This is a genomic window from Aureitalea sp. L0-47 (assembly GCF_026126405.1).
Classification (GTDB): domain Bacteria; phylum Bacteroidota; class Bacteroidia; order Flavobacteriales; family Flavobacteriaceae; genus Pukyongia.
In genome coordinates this window covers 107782-126492 of the sequence record NZ_JAFMTQ010000008.1, presented here as the reverse complement: position 1 = coordinate 126492, position 18711 = coordinate 107782, and the positions used below count along the sequence as shown (strand labels likewise).

Here is an 18711-nt window from a genome sequence, read left to right as displayed (position 1 = left end):
AGTTCGAAAGTATCTGCATCTTTTTTAAGAGGTTGAAATTCACACTAAACAATTCCTTCAAGATCAATCTATCATAAGGGAATTAGTAAAAAAGTATGTAGCTTTGCACCCTCCAATTTATGGAAGCAGGAACGGAAGCTATGAAGGAAAATGTTACCCCATACAAGGACTCTGATCTGGGCAAGAAGAAACAGGTAGAACAGATGTTCGATACCATATCAGGGAACTACGACGGACTCAACCGGGTTATTTCCCTGGGTGCCGATGTTAAATGGCGAAAAAAAGTGGTGCAAATGGTGGTAGACACGAATCCCGACTCCATTTTAGATATCGCCACCGGTACGGGAGACCTGGCAATTTCCTTTGCTCAAAACAGCAAGGCCTCTAAGGTAGTTGGCCTTGACCTTTCGGATGGTATGCTTTCCGTAGCTAGAAGAAAAATAGAAGATTCATCGCTAAAGGATCGGATCTCCTTTGTAAAAGGGGATAGTGAAGCCCTGCCTTTTGAAGACAACTCGTTTGACGCGATTACCGTTTCCTTCGGAATACGAAACTTTGAGAACCTCGAGAAAGGCCTGGCCGAAATTTTGAGGGTACTTCGCCCAAACGGAATCTTTGTGATCCTGGAAACCTCCGTACCAGGAAAATTCCCATGGCGACAGGGTTATTTCGTCTATACAAAAGGAGTAATGCCACTTATAGGAAAAGTGTTTTCAAAAGATAAGGTTGCCTACTCTTATTTATCGGAAAGTGCCTCTGTGTTCCCACACGGAGAAGCACTCAACAATATTTTACGTAAAATTGGGTTTATAGAGGTGGAAAATAAGCCACAAACCTTTGGTGTAGCCACTATCTATAGCGCGACTAAGAAATTATGAAGAAACTACTTATTGTCCTCGCCCTAATCGTTTTTGCTGAAAGTGCACAAGCCCAGCTTTTCAGTAAAGAGCGACTTGCAAACCTGGAAAACTTCGATAAGAGATTCCTTACCTGGGGTTATTTTCTGGGATTTAATAGCTATGATTACAAATTTGAGTACGAAAACCAGTTCATGGACGACAATACCGATGTACTCGTAGAAGGCCAGTCGGGATTTAATGTAGGATTGATTGGTGACATGCGTGTCAATCAATTCATTAACCTGCGATTGGAACCGGGATTGTACTACACCCAAAGAAACCTGATGTTTCCAAATTTTGAGGAGGAAAAAGATTTTCTCAGAGAAGTGAAGTCTACGTATATCCATGTTCCTCTGCTGGTTAAATTTTCAACCAAGCGATTGAACAATATCAAACCTTTCGTGGTTGCTGGTATCTCAACTTCTTTTAATTTATCGAGCAACGAGGACAACCCGGAGGATAACTTTCAGGGGCAGTTCAGAACTACAAAAACCACCAGTTATTACGAAGTAGGATTTGGTATCGACCTCTACCTCTATTTCTTCAAGTTCACCCCGTCAATACGCGGAGTATTTGCAATGAGCGACGAATTAGTGCGAGATGAAGACCCAAATAGTCCCTGGACAGGGAACATCACCAAGATGGCCACAAGAGGTGTCTTTATAAACTTTACTTTCCAGTAGATCTCCGGAATTCATTGAGTAATATGGCGGTTGCTGTTGCTACATTGAGGCTTTCCGTTTCCTGAACAGCGCCAAACCTGGGTATCGTAATACGAAGATTTAAGGCTTCATTTATTGTTTCTGAAATACCATTGGCCTCATTTCCCATCACTAGTATTCCTTCGGAAGGTAGTTCGGTTTGATACACTGAAGCACCATCCATCACAGCGCCGATGGTGGTTAGTTGTGTGTTCCGAAGAAAAGAATCAAGACCAACGTAATGCACTGCTACCCGGGCAATAGAACCCATGGTAGCCTGAATTACTTTCGGGTTAAAGCAATCTGCAGTGTCCGCCGAACAAACAATTTGCTCCACTCCGAACCAGTCACACAAGCGAATGATGGTTCCCAGGTTGCCAGGATCTCTAATAGCGTCAAGAGCCAGGATCAACCCACTTTGCCGGAGTTCAGGATATGTTGGTTTCCTGAATACTGCCAGTGAAGTGTTTGGCGTTTTTAGAGCACTGATCTTCTTCAAATCAATTTCGGAGATAGCCGTAGCCTCATGACCTTCTGATGGGTCTACTTTTGTTGAAAAAAAGTAGTCGGCTTGAAAACCTGCCTCCAAAAGTTCAGAAATTACCTTAGGCCCTTCCGCAACAAATAGTCCACTGCTGTCGCGGTACTTTTTTTGCCGTAATCCCGTTATTAATTTAATTTGACTCTTACTGATCAAAATATAGTATTTTTGAATCGATAGTAATCTGTATCGCTTGATCAAAACCTTCACAAAAATATCATTAATTTCAGGAATAGTGTTGATGATGCTTTCCTGCAATGCGGTAAAGAGGGTTGGTGAAAACGAATATCTTCTCACCGAAAATACGGTTTCGGTGGATAGCCTTGAAGTAAAAGACGAGAAAGTTCTTAGTCAGATCATGCAGCGCCCCAACAGCAAACTCCTGGGGATGCCATTTGGGATTTTCATTTACAACCTTGCAAATCCCGCCCCCGATTCCACTTTTCAGAAGTGGTTGAAAAAAAACCCGAAGAGAGAGCAGCGACTCATCAATTTCTACTCGAAAAAGCAGGTTGATGAAATGCGAAGTAGCTATGTGGGGATCAATAGATGGTTTGAAAGCACGGGTAGTGCCCCGGTGGTCATCAATGAAGTAAAGACCAGGAAATCTCTTGAAAGATTGCAGAATTACTATTCAAGTTTCGGTTGGTTCAACGCCGAAGGAGATTACAAGATCATTCCTCATAAAAAAAAGGAGAAACGAGCTGCGATAGAGTATTCTCTAAAACTTCGGAAGCCGTACATCATCGATTCAATAAACACTAAAATCAGCTCACAGGTAGTGGATTCTTTGTTCAAATTATCGGCTAACCAGTCGTTCATCGAGCAAGGCAAACAATTTGCGAATAATGATTTCAACAATGAGCGCGACCGACTTACCATTCAGTTTCGGAATTCGGGATTGTATTATTTCGATCAGGATTATATCACGTTCGAGGCCGATACCGTGCACACGGAACATAAGGCTAATATCACATACATCATTCCGGACAGAAGGTACCGTATCGAGGATAGCACCTACTCAGAACCTTTCAAGATCCACAAGGTGAATGAGGTGAGGATCGTGACAGATTACACCTTTCAGAATCGAGATAAAACCCTACAGGATTCGGTAGTCTATGAAGGCTATAAGCTTTATAGCTATGAACCAATTAAATTCAGGCCTAAAGCTATAACGGATGCTATCTCTATCACTCCCAATGAAATTTTCCGTGATATAGACAGAACCCTAACGTACAACCAGATAAGCGACCTCAGGATCTTTCGTTACCCGAACATCAGTTATCAGGAAGATCCTTCCGATACCACAGGAACCGGTCTAATTTCCACCATACTCCTGACACCACGAAAGAAATACACCTTACAACTCGATTTTGATGTGATCCCTATTCCATCGCCCATTCAAGAATTTGGTATGGGGTTCAGCACTACTTTTTTAACAAGGAATGTGTTTCGGGGAGCCGAGACGTTGAGTCTTTCGGGAAGAGGAAGCGTGGGTTCCTCCAAGGATGCGGCAGACAGTGAAAGTACATTTTTCAATATTTCAGATATTGGGGCAGACGTAAAACTTAGCATACCAAGGATCGTATTACCCTTTAACACAGAAGATTTCATTAAGAAATACATGTCTCCCACAACCAACATCCGATTCGGGATCAATGCGCAGAATAACATCGGATTGGACAGACAGAATTTTAACGGGGTATTCGATTTCAAATGGAAACCTTCAAACATCAAAACCTACACTTTTGAAGGAGCTAATGTACAGTACGTTCGCAACCTTAACACAGACAACTATTTTAATGTATATCAGAATTCCTTCGATGTCCTGAATACGATCGCGAGAGATATTGAAGGAACGAATCCGGGATCCATTAGTCCGGATTACTACACCACTGATGAAAACGGAGATCTTATCCTGGATATTCCGTTTGGCACGGACAGCTTTCTTTCCGAAGTCGAAAATGGTAGCATCCCTACAACCGATGAGAATGCGGTTGTGGTGAACAGTATCAACGAACGAAAAGACAGGCTAACCGAGAACAACCTGATCTTTGCCACCAGTTTCCAATGGCTTAGGGATAGCAGGGAAGGTATATTCGACAATTCCTTTTCTCGTTTGCGTTTGAAGGTAGAAGCCGCCGGTAACTTACTTTCCGGTATTTCAAAATTAGCCGGCCTGGAAAGAAATGAAGATGGGGCCTATACCGCCTTTGGTGTCGCTTTTTCACAATATGTAAAATTGGAAGGAGACTACATCCGGCACTGGGAGCTCAAAGACGGTAATATATTTGCTGTCAGGGCGTTCACAGGTCTTGCCATACCTTACGGAAACAGCAACAGTATACCATTTGTGCGAAGTTATTTTGCCGGTGGTGCGAACGACAACAGAGGGTGGACACCTTACGATTTAGGTCCGGGAAGCAGTGGTAGCGCCGATGAATTTAACGAGGCCAACCTCAAGATCGCCTTAAATGCAGAATACCGATTTACCATCCTCGGTGACTTCAAAGGTGCCTTCTTTATCGATGCCGGAAACATTTGGAATGCTTTTGATAATGTTGAAGATGAAGCTTCACGATTCACTGACATAGGCGACCTGAGTGAACTGGCGATCGCTTCAGGGATGGGTTTGCGATACGACTTCGGCTTCTTTGTGCTTCGGTTTGATGGAGGATTCAAGACATACAATCCTGCCAGGCCCGAAGGAGAGCGTTGGTTCAAAGAGTACAACTTCTCCAATATCGTCTATAACATAGGTATCAACTATCCCTTTTAAAACGGTAAATTTTGTTACTTTTGTCATTCTAATCAAACGCTATATGAGTCACACTATAAAGCCCGGCGTCGCTACGGGAGATGAAGTTCAGAAGATACATCAATACGCTAAAGATAAAGGGTTCGCTATGCCCGCCGTTAATGTTATCGGCTCGAATAGTATGAATACCGTTATGGAAACAGCCGCCGAACTTAACAGTCCGGTGATCATTCAGTTTTCAAACGGTGGAGCGCATTTCAATGCCGGAAAGGGTTTGTCCAACGACAGCCAACTGGCTGCCATAGCGGGGGCTGTTGCAGGGGCAAAACACGTGCATGAAATGGCCGAGGTTTACGGAGCTACTGTTATTATGCATACCGATCACTGTGCGAAGAAATTACTTCCCTGGGTAGATGGAATGCTGGATGCAGGTGAGAAGTATTACAAGGAACACGGTAAGTCGCTCTATAGTTCCCACATGATTGACCTTTCCGAAGAATCCATAGAAGAGAATATCGAGATCTGCAAGCGTTACCTGGAGCGAATGAGCAAAATGGACATGACGCTGGAGATCGAACTGGGAATCACTGGAGGTGAAGAAGATGGTGTAGACAACACTGATGTGGACTCATCACGTCTATACACCCAACCGGAGGAGGTAGCCTTTGCCTATGAAGAACTTAAGAAAGTTAGCGATCGCTTTACAATTGCTGCAGCTTTCGGAAACGTTCACGGGGTATACAAACCGGGGAATGTTCAGTTAACTCCTGTTATTCTGAAGAATTCCCAGGAGTATGTTCAGAATAAATACGGAACGGGACACAATCCTATCGATTTCGTTTTCCACGGCGGAAGTGGTTCAACGGTTGAAGAAATTCGCGAGGCCATAGGATACGGTGTGGTGAAGATGAATATTGATACCGACCTTCAATTTGCCTTTAACGAAGGGATTCGTGATTATATGACAAACAATATTGGTTATCTGAAAACACAGATCGGTAATCCCGATGGTGATGATATTCCAAACAAAAAATACTACGACCCCAGGAAATGGTTACGCGAAGGGGAGCTTACCTTTAAAAAGCGTTTGATCAAGGCCTTTGAAGACCTGAACAACGTAAATACACTTTAACCGAATAAACTCCTCATAGTATGGCTTGGTTTAAAAGAACAAAGAAAGGTATACAAACCCCAACCGAAGACAAGAAAGATGTTCCGAAAGGACTCTGGTACAAATCTCCAACAGGAAAGATCGTCGATTCCGAAGAACTGGAAAAGAACTTCTATGTAAGTCCGGAAGACGGCTATCACGTTCGTATCGGGAGTAAGGAATATTTCGAAATCCTGTTCGACGACAACGAATTCAAAGAACTCGATAAAGGAATTACTTCCAAGGATCCATTGCAGTTTGAGGATACCAAAAAGTATACGGATCGTTTAAAAGCTGCCCAGGAGAAAACCGGATTAAAGGACGCTGTGAGGACAGCTGTGGGAAAATCCATGGGAGAAGACCTCGTCATCGCCTGTATGGACTTCAGTTTCATTGGGGGTTCCATGGGAAGTGTGGTTGGTGAAAAGATCGCAAGGGCAGCAGACTACGCCCTAAAAAAGAAAATTCCATTCATGATCATTTCCAAAAGTGGTGGTGCGCGGATGATGGAAGCAGCATTGTCTCTCATGCAGTTGGCTAAGACCAGCGCCAAGATCGCTCAGCTGGCTGCTGCAAAAATCCCGTATATTTCTCTATGTACGGATCCAACAACAGGAGGAACGACCGCTTCTTTCGCTATGCTTGGTGACATCAATATCAGCGAACCAGGAGCACTTATCGGCTTTGCCGGTCCGAGGGTAGTTCGTGATACTACAGGAAAAGATCTGCCAGATGGTTTCCAAACCGCTGAATTCCTTCAGGAACATGGTTTCCTTGATTTCATAAGTCACAGAAAAGATCTGAAACGTATGATCAATCTTTACCTGGACCTGATCCTTAACAGGCCGCTTCGCGAAAAAGTTTCTTAATAATAAAAGCCGCTCGGGAGAGCGGCTTTTTCCATCCAATACTATCTCAAATTACTAATTGAGTATGATGGTATAATCAACACCATTAACAGTTAGTATCGCGATATTGTCACAGCTACCGTCACCAAAATTCAGGGTACCCTGATCTCCATTTCTTGTGATCTCTACAATTCCACTAACAAAATGAGGGCAGGTAGCTTCCCTGCGAAGTGCTTCAGTGATTACTCCTGAATGTGAAAATCCGGTGTTGGAGACCACATCCCTATTTCCTGTTACAAGCCAAACATTGTCCAACCAGCTACCCGTACCAAACCCTTCGATCCACTCCCGCACACGCGTTCCATCCTTCTGAATTATCAGACCGCCGGGGTACGAAATCTGCAGATCCGCATGCACAGTAGATTGTGGATTGCCAGCGGCATTACTCCGCTCACGGAAAATTGTGGCTCCACCGGCGACGTCCTTATTATTCCAAGAGAAATTCTCTAAGGTGTAGGTCATGGTTCGGGTTCCATTCTGAATGGGCCCGTAGGTAATATTTACGATTCCGGAGACTACCGCTCCATTCTGCAATTCACAACCAAATCCAAAATCAAGAGTAACAAAAGTGACTCCGTTCTCGGTGCTGATCGTGATTGTAACACAATTCGGGAAAAGACTTATGCTCCTACCGCTTTCCTCTTCTATTTCGGTGTAGGCAGTTTCAAGCATATGGATCACACCGTCCGTAGTTACATCAGCCTGAGAAACCTGGGTAGATTCTTCAACGAAAACAAGATCTGAAACTGAGGTTGTAGCCACCTCATCGACAGCTTCATCCTTACTACAGGATGTAAGCAGAAAAGAAAACAAAAGCAGGGTCAAAATTCCGGGGTAAAATAAATTTTTTTTCATGATACATTAATTTAAAGTTAGTATCATTTTGACCGAAAAATAGCAGGATAGTTTAATGTAAAATGTTAAAATATGTGTTTTATTTATTTGATTATCAATATTTTAAACAAAAAAGCCGCTCAATTGAGCGGCTCATGAAAAAACTTGACTAATTATAAAACAATGGGGAATTCCTGCCCGTTGAATGTCAATGTTGCTTGATTATCACAGGTACCATCACCCCAATTGATGGTTCCGGTTAATCCTTCCTGCTGAATTTCCAGCACTCCACTCACAAGGTAAATACAGGATAATTTCTTAACGAGGGTCTCCGTTACTTCACCGCTTCTGCTAAAACCATTTGTTAATTCAGTGTTCCAGTTTCCTGTAATATTGAAAACATTGTCCACCCAGGTTCCGCTTCCGACGCCCTCAACCCACTCTATCACACGTGATCCTTCACGAGTAGCGGTAACAGCGGTGTTCGGGAAACTCACATTGATGGTTTCGGTGGCTGCCGACTGTGGATTGCCATTCTGATTGGCGATTTGTCGTACCACCTGGCCTCCTCCTGATACAGCGTTGTTGTTATATGTGAAATCTTCGTAAGTGTAATTAATAGTTCTCGATCCTCCGTTGATGGGCCCGTAGTCCATCTCTATTCGTCCTGAGACTACAGCACCATTGTTCAGTGTACAACTCTCACCGAAATCAAGGGTGATCATCCCTCCATTTCCACTTGGATTTATAACAATAGTTGCACAGGATGGAAATAAAGAAATAGTATTGCTTCTTCCCTCTTCGGTTTCAATGTATCCAGCCTCCATAATAGTAAAAGATCCTTCCACTACATTATCCGTTTGGGCTGCACGAGCCGTATTTTCAGCAGAAAAATTTACAACGTTGCTATCTTCGCTATCATCATCGCTGCATGAGAATAGTAACGATCCTACTAGCAGTAATAAAGAAAAAAACAACGCTTTATTTACATAAGTTTTCATTTTCTTGAGTTTTGGGTTATTGTTCTTAAGACTTTTCTAACGCTTGAAGGTTTAATTAAGTATGCTGAATGAATAAAAAAGAACGTTTTACAGTCATATGTTGATGCTTTTTTATACTTTTGCAACTTGATAGATCAAAGAGATCATCGATACATAAAAATCATTTAAATAATATTGGCATGTATTTATCACCAGAAGTAAAAAAAGACATTTTCAAAAAACACGGTAAGTCTGAGAACGACACCGGTTCTGCTGAAGGGCAGATCGCATTGTTCACTCACCGTATCGATCACCTTACAAAGCACCTTAAGAAGAATCACAAGGATTATAATACCGAGCGTTCTTTGGTGAAATTGGTAGGTAAGCGTCGTTCATTGTTGGATTACCTAATGAAGAAAGACATTATGCGCTATCGTGCGATCGTAAAAGAACTTGGATTACGTAAGTAACAAAAAGGGACGCTTTGGTGTCCCTTTTACTTTTTCAGAAGTATTCTGAAAACATAGAAAAAGCTACCCTTAGGTTTTTCATTGGTCAACCACACAACAACACAACTTACGGCCGAACATCGGCCGTTGACCAAAGTAACCGTGCTACTAAGCATTAGCGAAGTAGTACAAGAAAAACAATTTAAATGATACCTAAAGTATTTAAAGAGGTCATCGACCTCGGTGATGGAAGAGAAATTTCCATCGAAACCGGTAAACTGGCAAAACAGGCCCATGGCTCTGTAGTGGTTCAGTCCGGAAACTGTATGCTACTGTGTACAGTAGTTTCAAACTATGACCAAAAAGATCTGGATTTTCTTCCTTTAACGGTAGACTATCGTGAGAAATTTGCCGCTTCGGGACGCTATCCCGGCGGATTTTTTAAAAGAGAAGCGCGTCCAAGCGATGGTGAGATCCTCACTATGCGTTTGGTAGACCGTGTTCTTCGACCACTTTTCCCTAAAGACTATCACTCTGAAACACAGGTGATGATCCAATTAATGTCACACGACGAGAACGTAATGCCGGACGCTATGGCCGGATTGGCCGCTTCTGCAGCCATCCAACTATCGGATTTCCCGTTCGAATGTGCTATTTCAGAAGTTCGTGTAGGACGAGTAGACGGACAACTCATTATTAACCCTACCCGTGAGCAACTTGCTGTATCGGAACTTGATATGGTGATAGGTGCATCTGCCGACTCTGTAATGATGGTTGAGGGTGAGATGAAAGAGATCTCTGAAGAAGAAATGGTTGAAGCTATCAAATTTGCACACGATGCCATTAAGGTTCAGATCGACGCGCAAATGCGACTAGCAGATGCGTTCGGAAGAAAAGAGGTTCGAGAGTATGACGGAGAGCTTGAAGACGAAGAACTTCAGAAGAAAATTCACGAAATGGCGTACGATAAAGTTTATGCTATTGCGAAAGCCGGTTCTTCTAAGCAAGAACGTGGAGAAGCGTTTTCAGCAATTAAAGAGGAAATCCTTGAATCCTTCTCGGAAGAAGAGCGGGAAGAAAACGAAGACCTGATCAAGAAATATTACCGCAAAGCAGAAAAAGAAGCAATTCGTGACCTTACGTTAAATGAAGGTCTGCGATTGGACGGAAGAAAAACAGATGAAGTTCGACCTATCTGGTGTGAAGTGGATTATTTGCCTTCTACACACGGTTCGTCAATCTTCACCAGAGGAGAAACACAGGCCCTGGCAACAGTTACCCTGGGAACTTCCAGAGAAGCAAACCAAATTGATATGCCTTCTTTTGAAGGAGAAGAAACCTTCTATCTTCATTACAACTTCCCTCCTTTCTGTACTGGTGAGGCACGACCTATTCGGGGTACCTCACGTAGAGAAATAGGACACGGTAACCTAGCCCAGAGAGCATTGAAAGGAATGATCCCTGAAGATTGTCCCTATACTGTTCGTGTGGTGAGTGAGGTACTGGAATCCAATGGTTCTTCCTCTATGGCTACAGTTTGTAGCGGAACTATGGCATTAATGGATGCCGGAGTACAGATGGTGAAACCAGTTTCGGGTATCGCCATGGGATTGATCTCCGACTCCGAATCAGGAAAATATGCCGTGCTTTCGGATATTCTTGGTGATGAGGATCACCTGGGAGACATGGACTTTAAAGTAACAGGTACTGCCGACGGTATCACAGCTTGCCAAATGGATATCAAAGTCAAAGGATTGAGCTACGAGATCCTGGTGAATGCATTAAAGCAGGCACGTGACGGAAGACTCCATATACTGGATAAACTGGTTGAAACTATCGCCCAACCTAATGCCGATGTGAAGCCTCATGCTCCTAAGATGGTAACTGCTACTATCCCTAACGAGTTCATCGGTGCTCTTATCGGACCCGGTGGAAAAGTGATCCAGGAGCTACAGAAAGAAACCAAGACGACCATCGTGATCAACGAAGATCCGGTTACTGAAGAAGGAATTGTAGAGATCCTCGGAACCGACCAGGAAGGAATCGATGCTGTACTAGCGAAAATCGACTCTATCACTTTCAAACCAACAGTAGGAAATGTTTACGAAGTAAAAGTGATTAAGATCCTCGAGTTCGGAGCTGTAGTTGAATATTTAGACGCTCCGGGTAATGAGGTATTATTACACGTTTCTGAATTAGCATGGGAACGTACCGAAAATGTAACTGATGTGGTGAACATGGGTGATGTTATCGACGTGAAATACTTTGGGATTGATTCCAGGACCCGAAAAGAGAAAGTCTCTCGTAAGGCCATCCTTCCTAAGCCGGAAGGCTATGTAGAGCGTCCTCCGAGACGTGATAACAAAAATCGCGGTCGCGATAACCGAAACCGTGATAGAAGAAGGGACTAGAGACCAAAATTATTGAATAGACCGAATACGCCTTTTTCAAATTGAAATGAGAGTAAGAATTGAGAAAGGTCGAGAATAAAAGGTGAATTTATAAACACCTTAAAATAGCTAAAATCATAGTTTAAAGACTATTAAATTGTCAAACGCCTTCCTTTCGAAGGCGTTTTTTGCATTTAATCGAATAGTTCTTAGAATTTAAAAATTATCTATTAGATTCGTTTTTGAAGGAATTTTCCTTCAAGATAATAGCCCCCAAATGAATACTCTTATTAATCGTTTTTTTACGAGAAACGAGGCTAAGGAATTAATTGAAGAACAATGCAATGATTCGAGGAGAATCGTCCTGAATTATTTGTATGATCTGGCCTCACGCTCTACTCACATTCCCGAGTTTGAATCTGAAGTATTAGACATTAGGTTTGACGAAGATCCTTTCTTCGCCGATCTGCAATTGGTGAGATCCTATCTTTACGCCGAGAATTACCTTGTTAATAAAGATCCAAGGTTCATTGGAAATTGTTCCGAGCTTCGAGAAAAAACCAAGGAGAAGTTCTTCGAAGTTATGGATCAGCCGGCATTCAAATTACTGCTTGATTCAGAAGCAAATCAAAAATCTCACTTAGCTAGATTATACCTGCTTTATCTTATTAAAAAAGTTCAAAAAGATCATCCCCAAAAACAGCTGACCAAAAATTGGCTGGAGCGCATCCATATAATGTTCCCGGAAAAATATGGATTTAATATTGTTGATAGGATCAATCTTTTCAGAAGAGTCAAAGAAACCTCGGTGGAAATATACGATGAACTGTGCGATACATTAGGGAACAATGAAACAGAACGTCTCTTCTACGAGTCTTACGAAGACCTTCAAAACATCTATCGTTTTAACAAACAAATAATTGGTATTAAAGAAATAATACCAGAAGGTAAAAAGGTTCCACAAGGAATCCCGGTTCGGAAATTAATTGCTGTAAAAGACAAGAACGAAGGTGAGAATTCGAATTACATCAGCGGAGCTCATTATAAGTCTGTTCTTGAAAATATGCTGGATGGATTTGTACTGATCGATAAACATTCTCGAATTCTAGATGCCAACACTAAGGCCATGCAAATTCTCGAGCTTACTCAGGACGAGCTGGCAAACCATACGATCACTGAATTCCTACCCGATGAGATCTCAAGAGGAATAAAACAAGACCTTAACAGGCTCGATTCAAGTATTCCCAGCATCTTTATCGGTAAACGAATAGAGACGGTGTTATCGGACAATAGCGGTTCAAAGGAAGACTACGAAATAACCATCACCAATAACTTCCACGGTGACAATGAAACCTATACTGTTCTTTTAACGAACATTAGCCATAAAAAGCACATGTTGGAGGCTATACAGGAAGCAAAGGTTAATGCGGAGCGTTCGGCGAAGGCCAAATCGACCTTCTTATCGAACATGAGTCACGAGATACGCACCCCTCTTAACGTAATTCTAGGGCTTTCAGATATAATAAAAAAGAGTGCCTCCGGAGAAAATGAAATATTGCAGAAGAATATTGACGGCATAGACTTTTCGGCAAAGAACCTTCTTTCTATAGTAAATGATATACTGGATTTTTCGAAGATAGAGGCGGGGAAACTCACCCTACAATCCATAGATTTCAACTTGCGTAAAGTAGTTGAAACTATTTCAGATGGCTTTGCGATAAAAGCAAATGAGAAAGGATTGGATCTTATTTCAGAAATGGACAAGGACATACCTGATATGGTGATTGGAGATCAGTACCGCCTTAACCAGATCCTCACTAATCTAATCGGTAACGCGATTAAATTCACAAAACAGGGAGCGATCAATATCAAAGTTGAACTAGTTTCGGTATTTGAAGATGAAGTTAAACTTAAGTTCAGTGTAAAGGACACAGGAATTGGTATTTCCGAAGAAAACTTATCGAAGATCTTTGATAGTTTCTACCAGGTAGAAAACAGAGAAGACAACGAGATCGCCGGTACGGGATTAGGACTGGCGATTACCAGGGAATTGATCAAATTACAAGATGGTGAATTCCATGCGAATAGCAAGCTCCATGTTGGATCCGAATTTGAGGTTACTCTTCCCTTCAAGAAGAGTAAACTAAAAAGTCTGAATGATTCCATTAAAACCTTCGTAAGGGAGGATAAGAATCTCGAAGGTCTTAAAGTACTGGTTGCCGAAGACAATAAGATGAACCAATTCTACATCCGCCAATTGCTTTCAAACCTGAAAGTAACTGTGGATATTGCGGAGAATGGTAAGGAGGCTGTTGAGATTTTTCAGCAGGATACGGCGAACTACGACCTCATCCTCATGGATATGCACATGCCGGTAATGAACGGTATTGAAGCTATTTCGAAAATCCGAAGAACGAATAAAGACAAATTAAAGAAAGTGCCCATAGTCGCCTGCTCTGCTGATGTATTCCCGGAGGCAAGAAAGAGTGCAATAAAGGCAGGCATAGATTTCTATCTTACAAAGCCGGTTAGTGAAGATGCACTTAAAGAAGTGTTGTTCTGGTTGAGATCGGATGAAGCTTTCGAACCACAAATTTCAGGGAACCAGATAAGTTCAAGAACGCAGGAAGAAGAGAACATCGAGCGAAGTGTAAATATAAACCACTTGATGGAGACCTTCGATAATGACGAGGAATTCATTTCTTCCCTGCTTGAGGTATTCATTCAAACAACGCCGGAGGAATATAAAAGCATGCGTACCTGTATCGATAGGGAATACTACGCCCGTGCAAGTGCGATGGCCCATAAAATGAAATCCAGCTTTATGAACCTGGGCATGACGGTTCACGGACATCATTTGCAGCAAATAGAAAGTAATATCATAAAGAGAGATGGCATTGAAGAAGCCAAACGACATCTGAGTCTCTTCAGTCAGTTATACAACAAAGCACTACTGGAAGTCAATCTGTTACTCATAGAATTAAAGCAAAACTAGAAGAGCCGCCCCAAGAGGGCGGTTTTTTTTTGACGCAACCTTTTTGCTCACATAAGATAAGTCCAGACCTGATACCCTAAAGAATTTATTCCAAGATAAAAAATAAGATACTTAAAGCGTCAGCTTAGAGAATTCGCCACGTTTGTGGCGATTTTTTTTGATGCGGTGCGAAATCCATTTCTAGAACCACCAGGGAGTATTATTTGATATCTAATCAAATTTAATGTAAATTTAACCCTCTGTTGACCAGCTAAAAGATACTTTTTACCGAAAAACAAACAACCTTTTGTAACAAAAGGCATCTTTTATACGTATAACTACCAAAGCGAATTTAACTTAAGACAGGTAAACCTTAATGAGACAACTTAAAATTACGAAGCAGGTCACGAATAGAGAAACTGCTTCCTTAGACAAGTACCTACAGGAAATTGGTAAAGTTGACTTAATCACAGCAGACGAAGAAGTAGAGTTGGCACAACGTATAAAAGCGGGAGATCAACTTGCGCTGGAAAAGTTAACTAAAGCCAATTTGCGTTTCGTGGTTTCGGTAGCAAAGCAATACCAAAATCAAGGTCTTACCCTCCCAGATTTGATCAACGAGGGAAACCTTGGGCTTATAAAAGCAGCTCAGCGTTTTGACGAAACCAGGGGATTCAAATTTATTTCCTACGCGGTTTGGTGGATTCGTCAGTCCATTCTTCAGGCCTTAGCCGAACAGTCCAGAATCGTTCGTCTTCCGCTGAATAAGATTGGAAGTATAAACAAGATCAATAAGACATTTGCATTCCTGGAACAAGCGCACGAACGTCCGCCATCAGCCGAGGAAATCGCAAAAGAACTGGATATGACCATTAACGATGTGAAGGAGTCTATGAAAAATAGCGGCCGTCACGTATCAATGGACGCTCCTTTAGTAGAAGGAGAAGATTCAAACCTCTACGATGTATTGCGTAGTGGTGAATCGCCAAATCCGGATCGATCTCTGTTACACGAATCGCTTAGAACCGAGATAGAGCGAGCGCTCGAAACACTAACTCCTCGCGAGGCCGATGTGATCCGATTGTATTTCGGGCTGGGTGATCAACACCCAATGACCCTGGAAGAAATTGGTGAGACTTTCGACTTAACACGAGAGCGAGTGCGACAAATTAAAGAAAAAGCGATCCGCAGACTGAAGCATACTTCACGAAGCAAGATCCTTAAAACATACCTGGGCTAATACCCGGTAACCGCAACAACAGTTTATAAAATAACTGTTCGTTTTTTGATTGATGAATGACCCCCGGCTGATTACCGGGGGTTTTTTTTGTATATTTAAGTAAACTAACCATCATGTTGCGGACTATATGTTACGTAAGCACTGCAGCACCCTCACTTGACGAAAACGGGCTGGCTGATCTCTACGAGGAAGCAATACAGAAAAATACTGAGCAGAATATTACCGGAATACTTCTCTATTCAGACGGGAACTTCATGCAGATCATGGAAGGTGAGGCAGCACCGTTATTAAAACTTTATAATAGCATTGATAACGATGTAAGACACCATCATCTTATCAAGCTCACCGATCGTGAAATCAAGCAACGCATATTCGAAAATTACGCCAACGGATTCACCATTGTCAATAATGAACAGGAGGTCTTTAAACTGAACCTCTATCTCAATTGGTTGAAGGAAAATTTTGAAGGTAACGTTCAAAGACTTGTGGAAATCGTTCAGCCCTTTCTAAAATATACCTAAACAGCACCCCATGAATGGTTTAGTTATCGTCTTTTTTTATATATTCGGACAAACAACCAAACCCTCATGTTCACTATTTGTTATGTGAGTAGTGCCCGTTCCGGTATTACCGAAAATGATTTAAATGAACTTTTTTCTACAACCCAGCACTACAATGCTTCCGGGAATATAACCGGCATTTTGTTATACCAGAGTGGTAAGTTTCTCCAGGTACTTGAAGGTGAAGAAGAGACCCTCTTAAATTTATACGAGAAAATTGAGCAGGATTCGCGGCACAACAATATCTTTGTGATCTTAAAGCAGAAATGCAAACGAAGAATATTCGAGAACTATAAATCCAGGTTCAGTATTGTGAAATCGAAGGAAGAATTACAAACCATAGAAACTTACCTGAACCAAATTGAAGATTCTCCCAACTTAAAATATGTAAAAGGCCTACTCGAGCCTTTTCTACTCTGAATTTATGAGCGCACTTATTGCACCTTCGATCCTAGCCGCCGATTTCGCCAACCTGCAACGTGATTGTGAATTGGTGAACAACAGTGAAGCAGATTGGTTCCACCTCGATGTTATGGACGGGGTTTTTGTTCCGAATATATCCTTCGGAATGCCTGTGATCAAGGCCATTGCCCAACACGCAAATAAAACGCTGGATACCCACCTGATGATCGTGGATCCGGACAGATATATTAAGACCTTTGCCGACCTGGGCGTTAACGTTCTTACAGTGCACTATGAAGCCTGCACACACCTCCACCGAACGCTGCAGGCTATCAAAGCGGAAGGTATGCAGGCTGGTGTGGCGCTTAACCCGCATACCAATGTTTCTTTACTCGAAGACACGTTAAAGGACATCGACATGGTTTGTATTATGAGTGTGAATCCCGGATTTGGAGGCCAAAGCTTCATAGAGAATACCTATTCCAAGGTAAGATCCCTAAAACAAATGATCACGGATCAGGGAGCTTCTACATTGATAGAGATAGATGGAGGTGTGACAAACAAGAATGCCGCCCAACTTGTGGAAGCAGGAGCGGATGTACTTGTTGCCGGAAGTTATGTGTTCCGTTCCGAAGACCCAACATCTACAATTGCCGGCTTGAAATCAATCACTGCATAAATTAGTCTGAATTTATAATTCAAGACATCATTTTGTTGCGAACTAAGTAACTTCCCGGTTATATTTGGTTATGCAGCAACCACCATCATTTGATACCTGGACCTCGCTATTCCTGTTCGCAGTTGCCATGGGTTTGTTCTTATTTGTTCTCCTTATCACAGGGAAAAACAAAAAGAATTACCCTATCGCCTTCCTGGTACTTGCTTTTTCAGTGATACTATTTCAGTATGTCCTTTACTGGACGAGATACGAAACTGTTTTCCCCTACTTTGTTCTGATCCCCCAGGCATGTTACTATATCACTGGGCCCCTGCTCCTTCTCTATTTTCTGAATCTGTACAAGAATAATACGAAATTCAACCTTTTACTTCATTTCATCCCGGCTATCATTATACTAATCCCAAATATCACCATCTGGCTGCGCTATTTAGGCTGGACTGAAGTCGAGATTCCGTTACTCTGGCTCGTCCGAAACCCCTGGTTCGCGGCAGGCCATATGATTTTCTATACGCTGCTGGTTGTTCGTTTGATCTATATAAACAGGAAAAGCACTACGGAATACTTGCGATTAAGACATCGTTGGGCCACAATTATGGTAAGCCTTTATTCACTGTTCATCTTAGCATATGCTTCATATTACATTTTGGTAAAATTTCCTTTTTTCAACAGTCAGTGGGATTACGCCATATCCTTAACCATGAGTTTTTCAATTTATGCCATTGGGTTCTTCATATTCAAACAACCACAAATCTTCGATGGAGAATTTTACAGGCAATTGTTTATACCCCTTCGGAATAAAAAAGAAAGCTTCGAACAATCGTTATTAAATGAATTGTATAAGAATCTCACCAAATACATGGAAACCAAAAAACCCTATATCGAAAATGAACTGCGTTTGGTGCATTTGGCAGATCAGCTTGGTTTTTCCACACATTTACTCTCAAAGGTGATCAACGACATGGCTGGAAAGAATTTCAACCAGTTCATAAACGACTATCGCCTTCAGGAGGCTGAAGGTCTCTTAAAAGAATCGTCAGACCTCTCCATTCAGAATATCTACTACGAAGTGGGTTTCAACAATAAGGCCACGTTTTACAGTGCCTTCAAAAAGAAATACGGCTGCACTCCCACCCAGTTTAAGAACACTATACTTAGGTCTTAATTTTTAAATCAAGAGTACAGAATTATAATTTCAAACCCTTTTCTGAAGGTTTTTGGGCAATTTCGGACTGCAATCCTTAAAACT

Annotated in this window: 16 protein-coding genes; 13 read left to right on the top strand and 3 right to left on the bottom strand. The window is 42.0% G+C overall.

Annotation, left to right across the window (positions count from 1 at the left end; genetic code table 11):
- The first annotated feature begins 140 nt into the window (after positions 1–140).
- A complete protein-coding gene (ubiE, locus tag J1N09_RS09730; protein ID WP_265200005.1) occupies positions 141–878 on the top strand; it encodes a bifunctional demethylmenaquinone methyltransferase/2-methoxy-6-polyprenyl-1,4-benzoquinol methylase UbiE in 738 nt (245 codons plus the stop codon).
- Positions 875–1582, top strand: a complete 708-nt coding sequence (locus J1N09_RS09725; RefSeq protein ID WP_265199983.1) for a porin family protein — start codon at positions 875–877, stop codon at positions 1580–1582. Before ubiE ends, J1N09_RS09725 begins: the two co-directional genes overlap by 4 nt.
- On the opposite strand, the gene J1N09_RS09720 is transcribed toward J1N09_RS09725, so the two are convergent.
- Positions 1569–2297 carry a TrmH family RNA methyltransferase gene (locus tag J1N09_RS09720; RefSeq protein ID WP_265199982.1) on the bottom strand — a complete coding sequence of 243 codons (729 nt, stop codon included), beginning with the start codon at positions 2295–2297 and terminating at the stop codon, positions 1569–1571. The two genes, J1N09_RS09725 and J1N09_RS09720, sit on opposite strands and share 14 nt — an antisense overlap.
- A 37-nt stretch (positions 2298–2334) precedes the next feature.
- On the opposite strand from J1N09_RS09720, the gene J1N09_RS09715 reads away from it, so the two are divergent.
- The 3 genes from J1N09_RS09715 to accD are packed head-to-tail and all read left to right on the top strand — an operon-like array spanning position 2335 to position 6918.
- Positions 2335–4920 carry a BamA/TamA family outer membrane protein gene (locus J1N09_RS09715; RefSeq protein WP_321160806.1) on the top strand — a complete coding sequence of 862 codons (2586 nt, stop codon included), beginning with the start codon at positions 2335–2337 and terminating at the stop codon, positions 4918–4920.
- A 43-nt stretch (positions 4921–4963) separates the two neighbouring features.
- The gene (fbaA, locus tag J1N09_RS09710; protein WP_265199981.1) at positions 4964–6031 is read left to right on the top strand and encodes a class II fructose-bisphosphate aldolase; all 1068 of its coding nucleotides are present in this window, start codon (positions 4964–4966) and stop codon (positions 6029–6031) included.
- Between the two features lie 20 nt (positions 6032–6051).
- Entirely contained in the window at positions 6052–6918 is an 867-nt protein-coding gene (gene accD, locus J1N09_RS09705; RefSeq protein ID WP_265199979.1) for an acetyl-CoA carboxylase, carboxyltransferase subunit beta, read from the top strand.
- A gap of 54 nt (positions 6919–6972) precedes the next feature.
- Here the strand turns inward: accD and J1N09_RS09700 are convergent, their stop codons facing one another.
- Both J1N09_RS09700 and J1N09_RS09695 read right to left on the bottom strand, forming a co-directional pair.
- On the bottom strand, positions 6973–7812 hold the full coding sequence (locus J1N09_RS09700; protein ID WP_265199978.1) for a hypothetical protein: 840 nt from the start codon (positions 7810–7812) through the stop codon (positions 6973–6975).
- Between the two features lie 152 nt (positions 7813–7964).
- Positions 7965–8792 carry a hypothetical protein gene (locus J1N09_RS09695; protein ID WP_265199977.1) on the bottom strand — a complete coding sequence of 276 codons (828 nt, stop codon included), beginning with the start codon at positions 8790–8792 and terminating at the stop codon, positions 7965–7967.
- 179 nt (positions 8793–8971) lie between these two features.
- Between J1N09_RS09695 and rpsO the strand changes: the two genes are divergently transcribed.
- The 8 genes from rpsO to J1N09_RS09655 all read left to right on the top strand — a co-directional run bounded on the left by rpsO (position 8972) and on the right by J1N09_RS09655 (position 18627).
- Positions 8972–9241 (top strand): 30S ribosomal protein S15, encoded by a 270-nt coding sequence (rpsO, locus tag J1N09_RS09690; RefSeq protein WP_265199976.1) that lies wholly within the window; start codon positions 8972–8974, stop codon positions 9239–9241.
- A gap of 185 nt (positions 9242–9426) precedes the next feature.
- Positions 9427–11631, top strand: coding sequence for a polyribonucleotide nucleotidyltransferase (locus tag J1N09_RS09685; protein WP_265199975.1), 2205 nt, complete (start codon positions 9427–9429; stop codon positions 11629–11631).
- Positions 11632–11887: 256 nt separating this feature from the next.
- Positions 11888–14605: an ATP-binding protein gene (locus J1N09_RS09680; protein WP_265199974.1), complete on the top strand. Its 2718-nt coding sequence runs from the start codon at positions 11888–11890 to the stop codon at positions 14603–14605.
- A 355-nt stretch (positions 14606–14960) separates the two neighbouring features.
- Entirely contained in the window at positions 14961–15824 is an 864-nt protein-coding gene (locus tag J1N09_RS09675) for an RNA polymerase sigma factor RpoD/SigA (RefSeq protein WP_265199973.1), read from the top strand.
- A gap of 113 nt (positions 15825–15937) precedes the next feature.
- Entirely contained in the window at positions 15938–16345 is a 408-nt protein-coding gene (locus J1N09_RS09670; protein WP_265199972.1) for a BLUF domain-containing protein, read from the top strand.
- 66 nt (positions 16346–16411) lie between these two features.
- Positions 16412–16804 (top strand): BLUF domain-containing protein, encoded by a 393-nt coding sequence (locus J1N09_RS09665; RefSeq protein ID WP_265199971.1) that lies wholly within the window; start codon positions 16412–16414, stop codon positions 16802–16804.
- Positions 16805–16808: 4 nt separating this feature from the next.
- Entirely contained in the window at positions 16809–17465 is a 657-nt protein-coding gene (rpe, locus tag J1N09_RS09660; protein WP_265199970.1) for a ribulose-phosphate 3-epimerase, read from the top strand.
- A 70-nt stretch (positions 17466–17535) separates the two neighbouring features.
- The gene (locus tag J1N09_RS09655) at positions 17536–18627 is read left to right on the top strand and encodes a helix-turn-helix domain-containing protein (RefSeq protein ID WP_265199969.1); all 1092 of its coding nucleotides are present in this window, start codon (positions 17536–17538) and stop codon (positions 18625–18627) included.
- The last annotated feature ends 84 nt before the right edge of the window (positions 18628–18711 follow it).

Bases quoted from the DNA above. Each gene is read 5' to 3' on its own strand.
- J1N09_RS09655 (WP_265199969.1), top strand. From the start codon at position 17,536: ATGCAGCAACCACCATCATTTGATACCTGGACCTCGCTATTCCTGTTC.
- J1N09_RS09700 (WP_265199978.1), bottom strand. From the start codon at position 7,812: ATGAAAAAAAATTTATTTTACCCCGGAATTTTGACCCTGCTTTTGTTT.
- J1N09_RS09725 (WP_265199983.1), top strand. From the start codon at position 875: ATGAAGAAACTACTTATTGTCCTCGCCCTAATCGTTTTTGCTGAAAGT.
- rpsO (WP_265199976.1), top strand. From the start codon at position 8,972: ATGTATTTATCACCAGAAGTAAAAAAAGACATTTTCAAAAAACACGGT.
- accD (WP_265199979.1), top strand. From the start codon at position 6,052: ATGGCTTGGTTTAAAAGAACAAAGAAAGGTATACAAACCCCAACCGAA.
- J1N09_RS09675 (WP_265199973.1), top strand. From the start codon at position 14,961: ATGAGACAACTTAAAATTACGAAGCAGGTCACGAATAGAGAAACTGCT.
- fbaA (WP_265199981.1), top strand. From the start codon at position 4,964: ATGAGTCACACTATAAAGCCCGGCGTCGCTACGGGAGATGAAGTTCAG.
- J1N09_RS09670 (WP_265199972.1), top strand. From the start codon at position 15,938: ATGTTGCGGACTATATGTTACGTAAGCACTGCAGCACCCTCACTTGAC.
- ubiE (WP_265200005.1), top strand. From the start codon at position 141: ATGAAGGAAAATGTTACCCCATACAAGGACTCTGATCTGGGCAAGAAG.
- J1N09_RS09665 (WP_265199971.1), top strand. From the start codon at position 16,412: ATGTTCACTATTTGTTATGTGAGTAGTGCCCGTTCCGGTATTACCGAA.
- J1N09_RS09685 (WP_265199975.1), top strand. From the start codon at position 9,427: ATGATACCTAAAGTATTTAAAGAGGTCATCGACCTCGGTGATGGAAGA.
- rpe (WP_265199970.1), top strand. From the start codon at position 16,809: ATGAGCGCACTTATTGCACCTTCGATCCTAGCCGCCGATTTCGCCAAC.
- J1N09_RS09680 (WP_265199974.1), top strand. From the start codon at position 11,888: ATGAATACTCTTATTAATCGTTTTTTTACGAGAAACGAGGCTAAGGAA.
- J1N09_RS09695 (WP_265199977.1), bottom strand. From the start codon at position 8,792: ATGAAAACTTATGTAAATAAAGCGTTGTTTTTTTCTTTATTACTGCTA.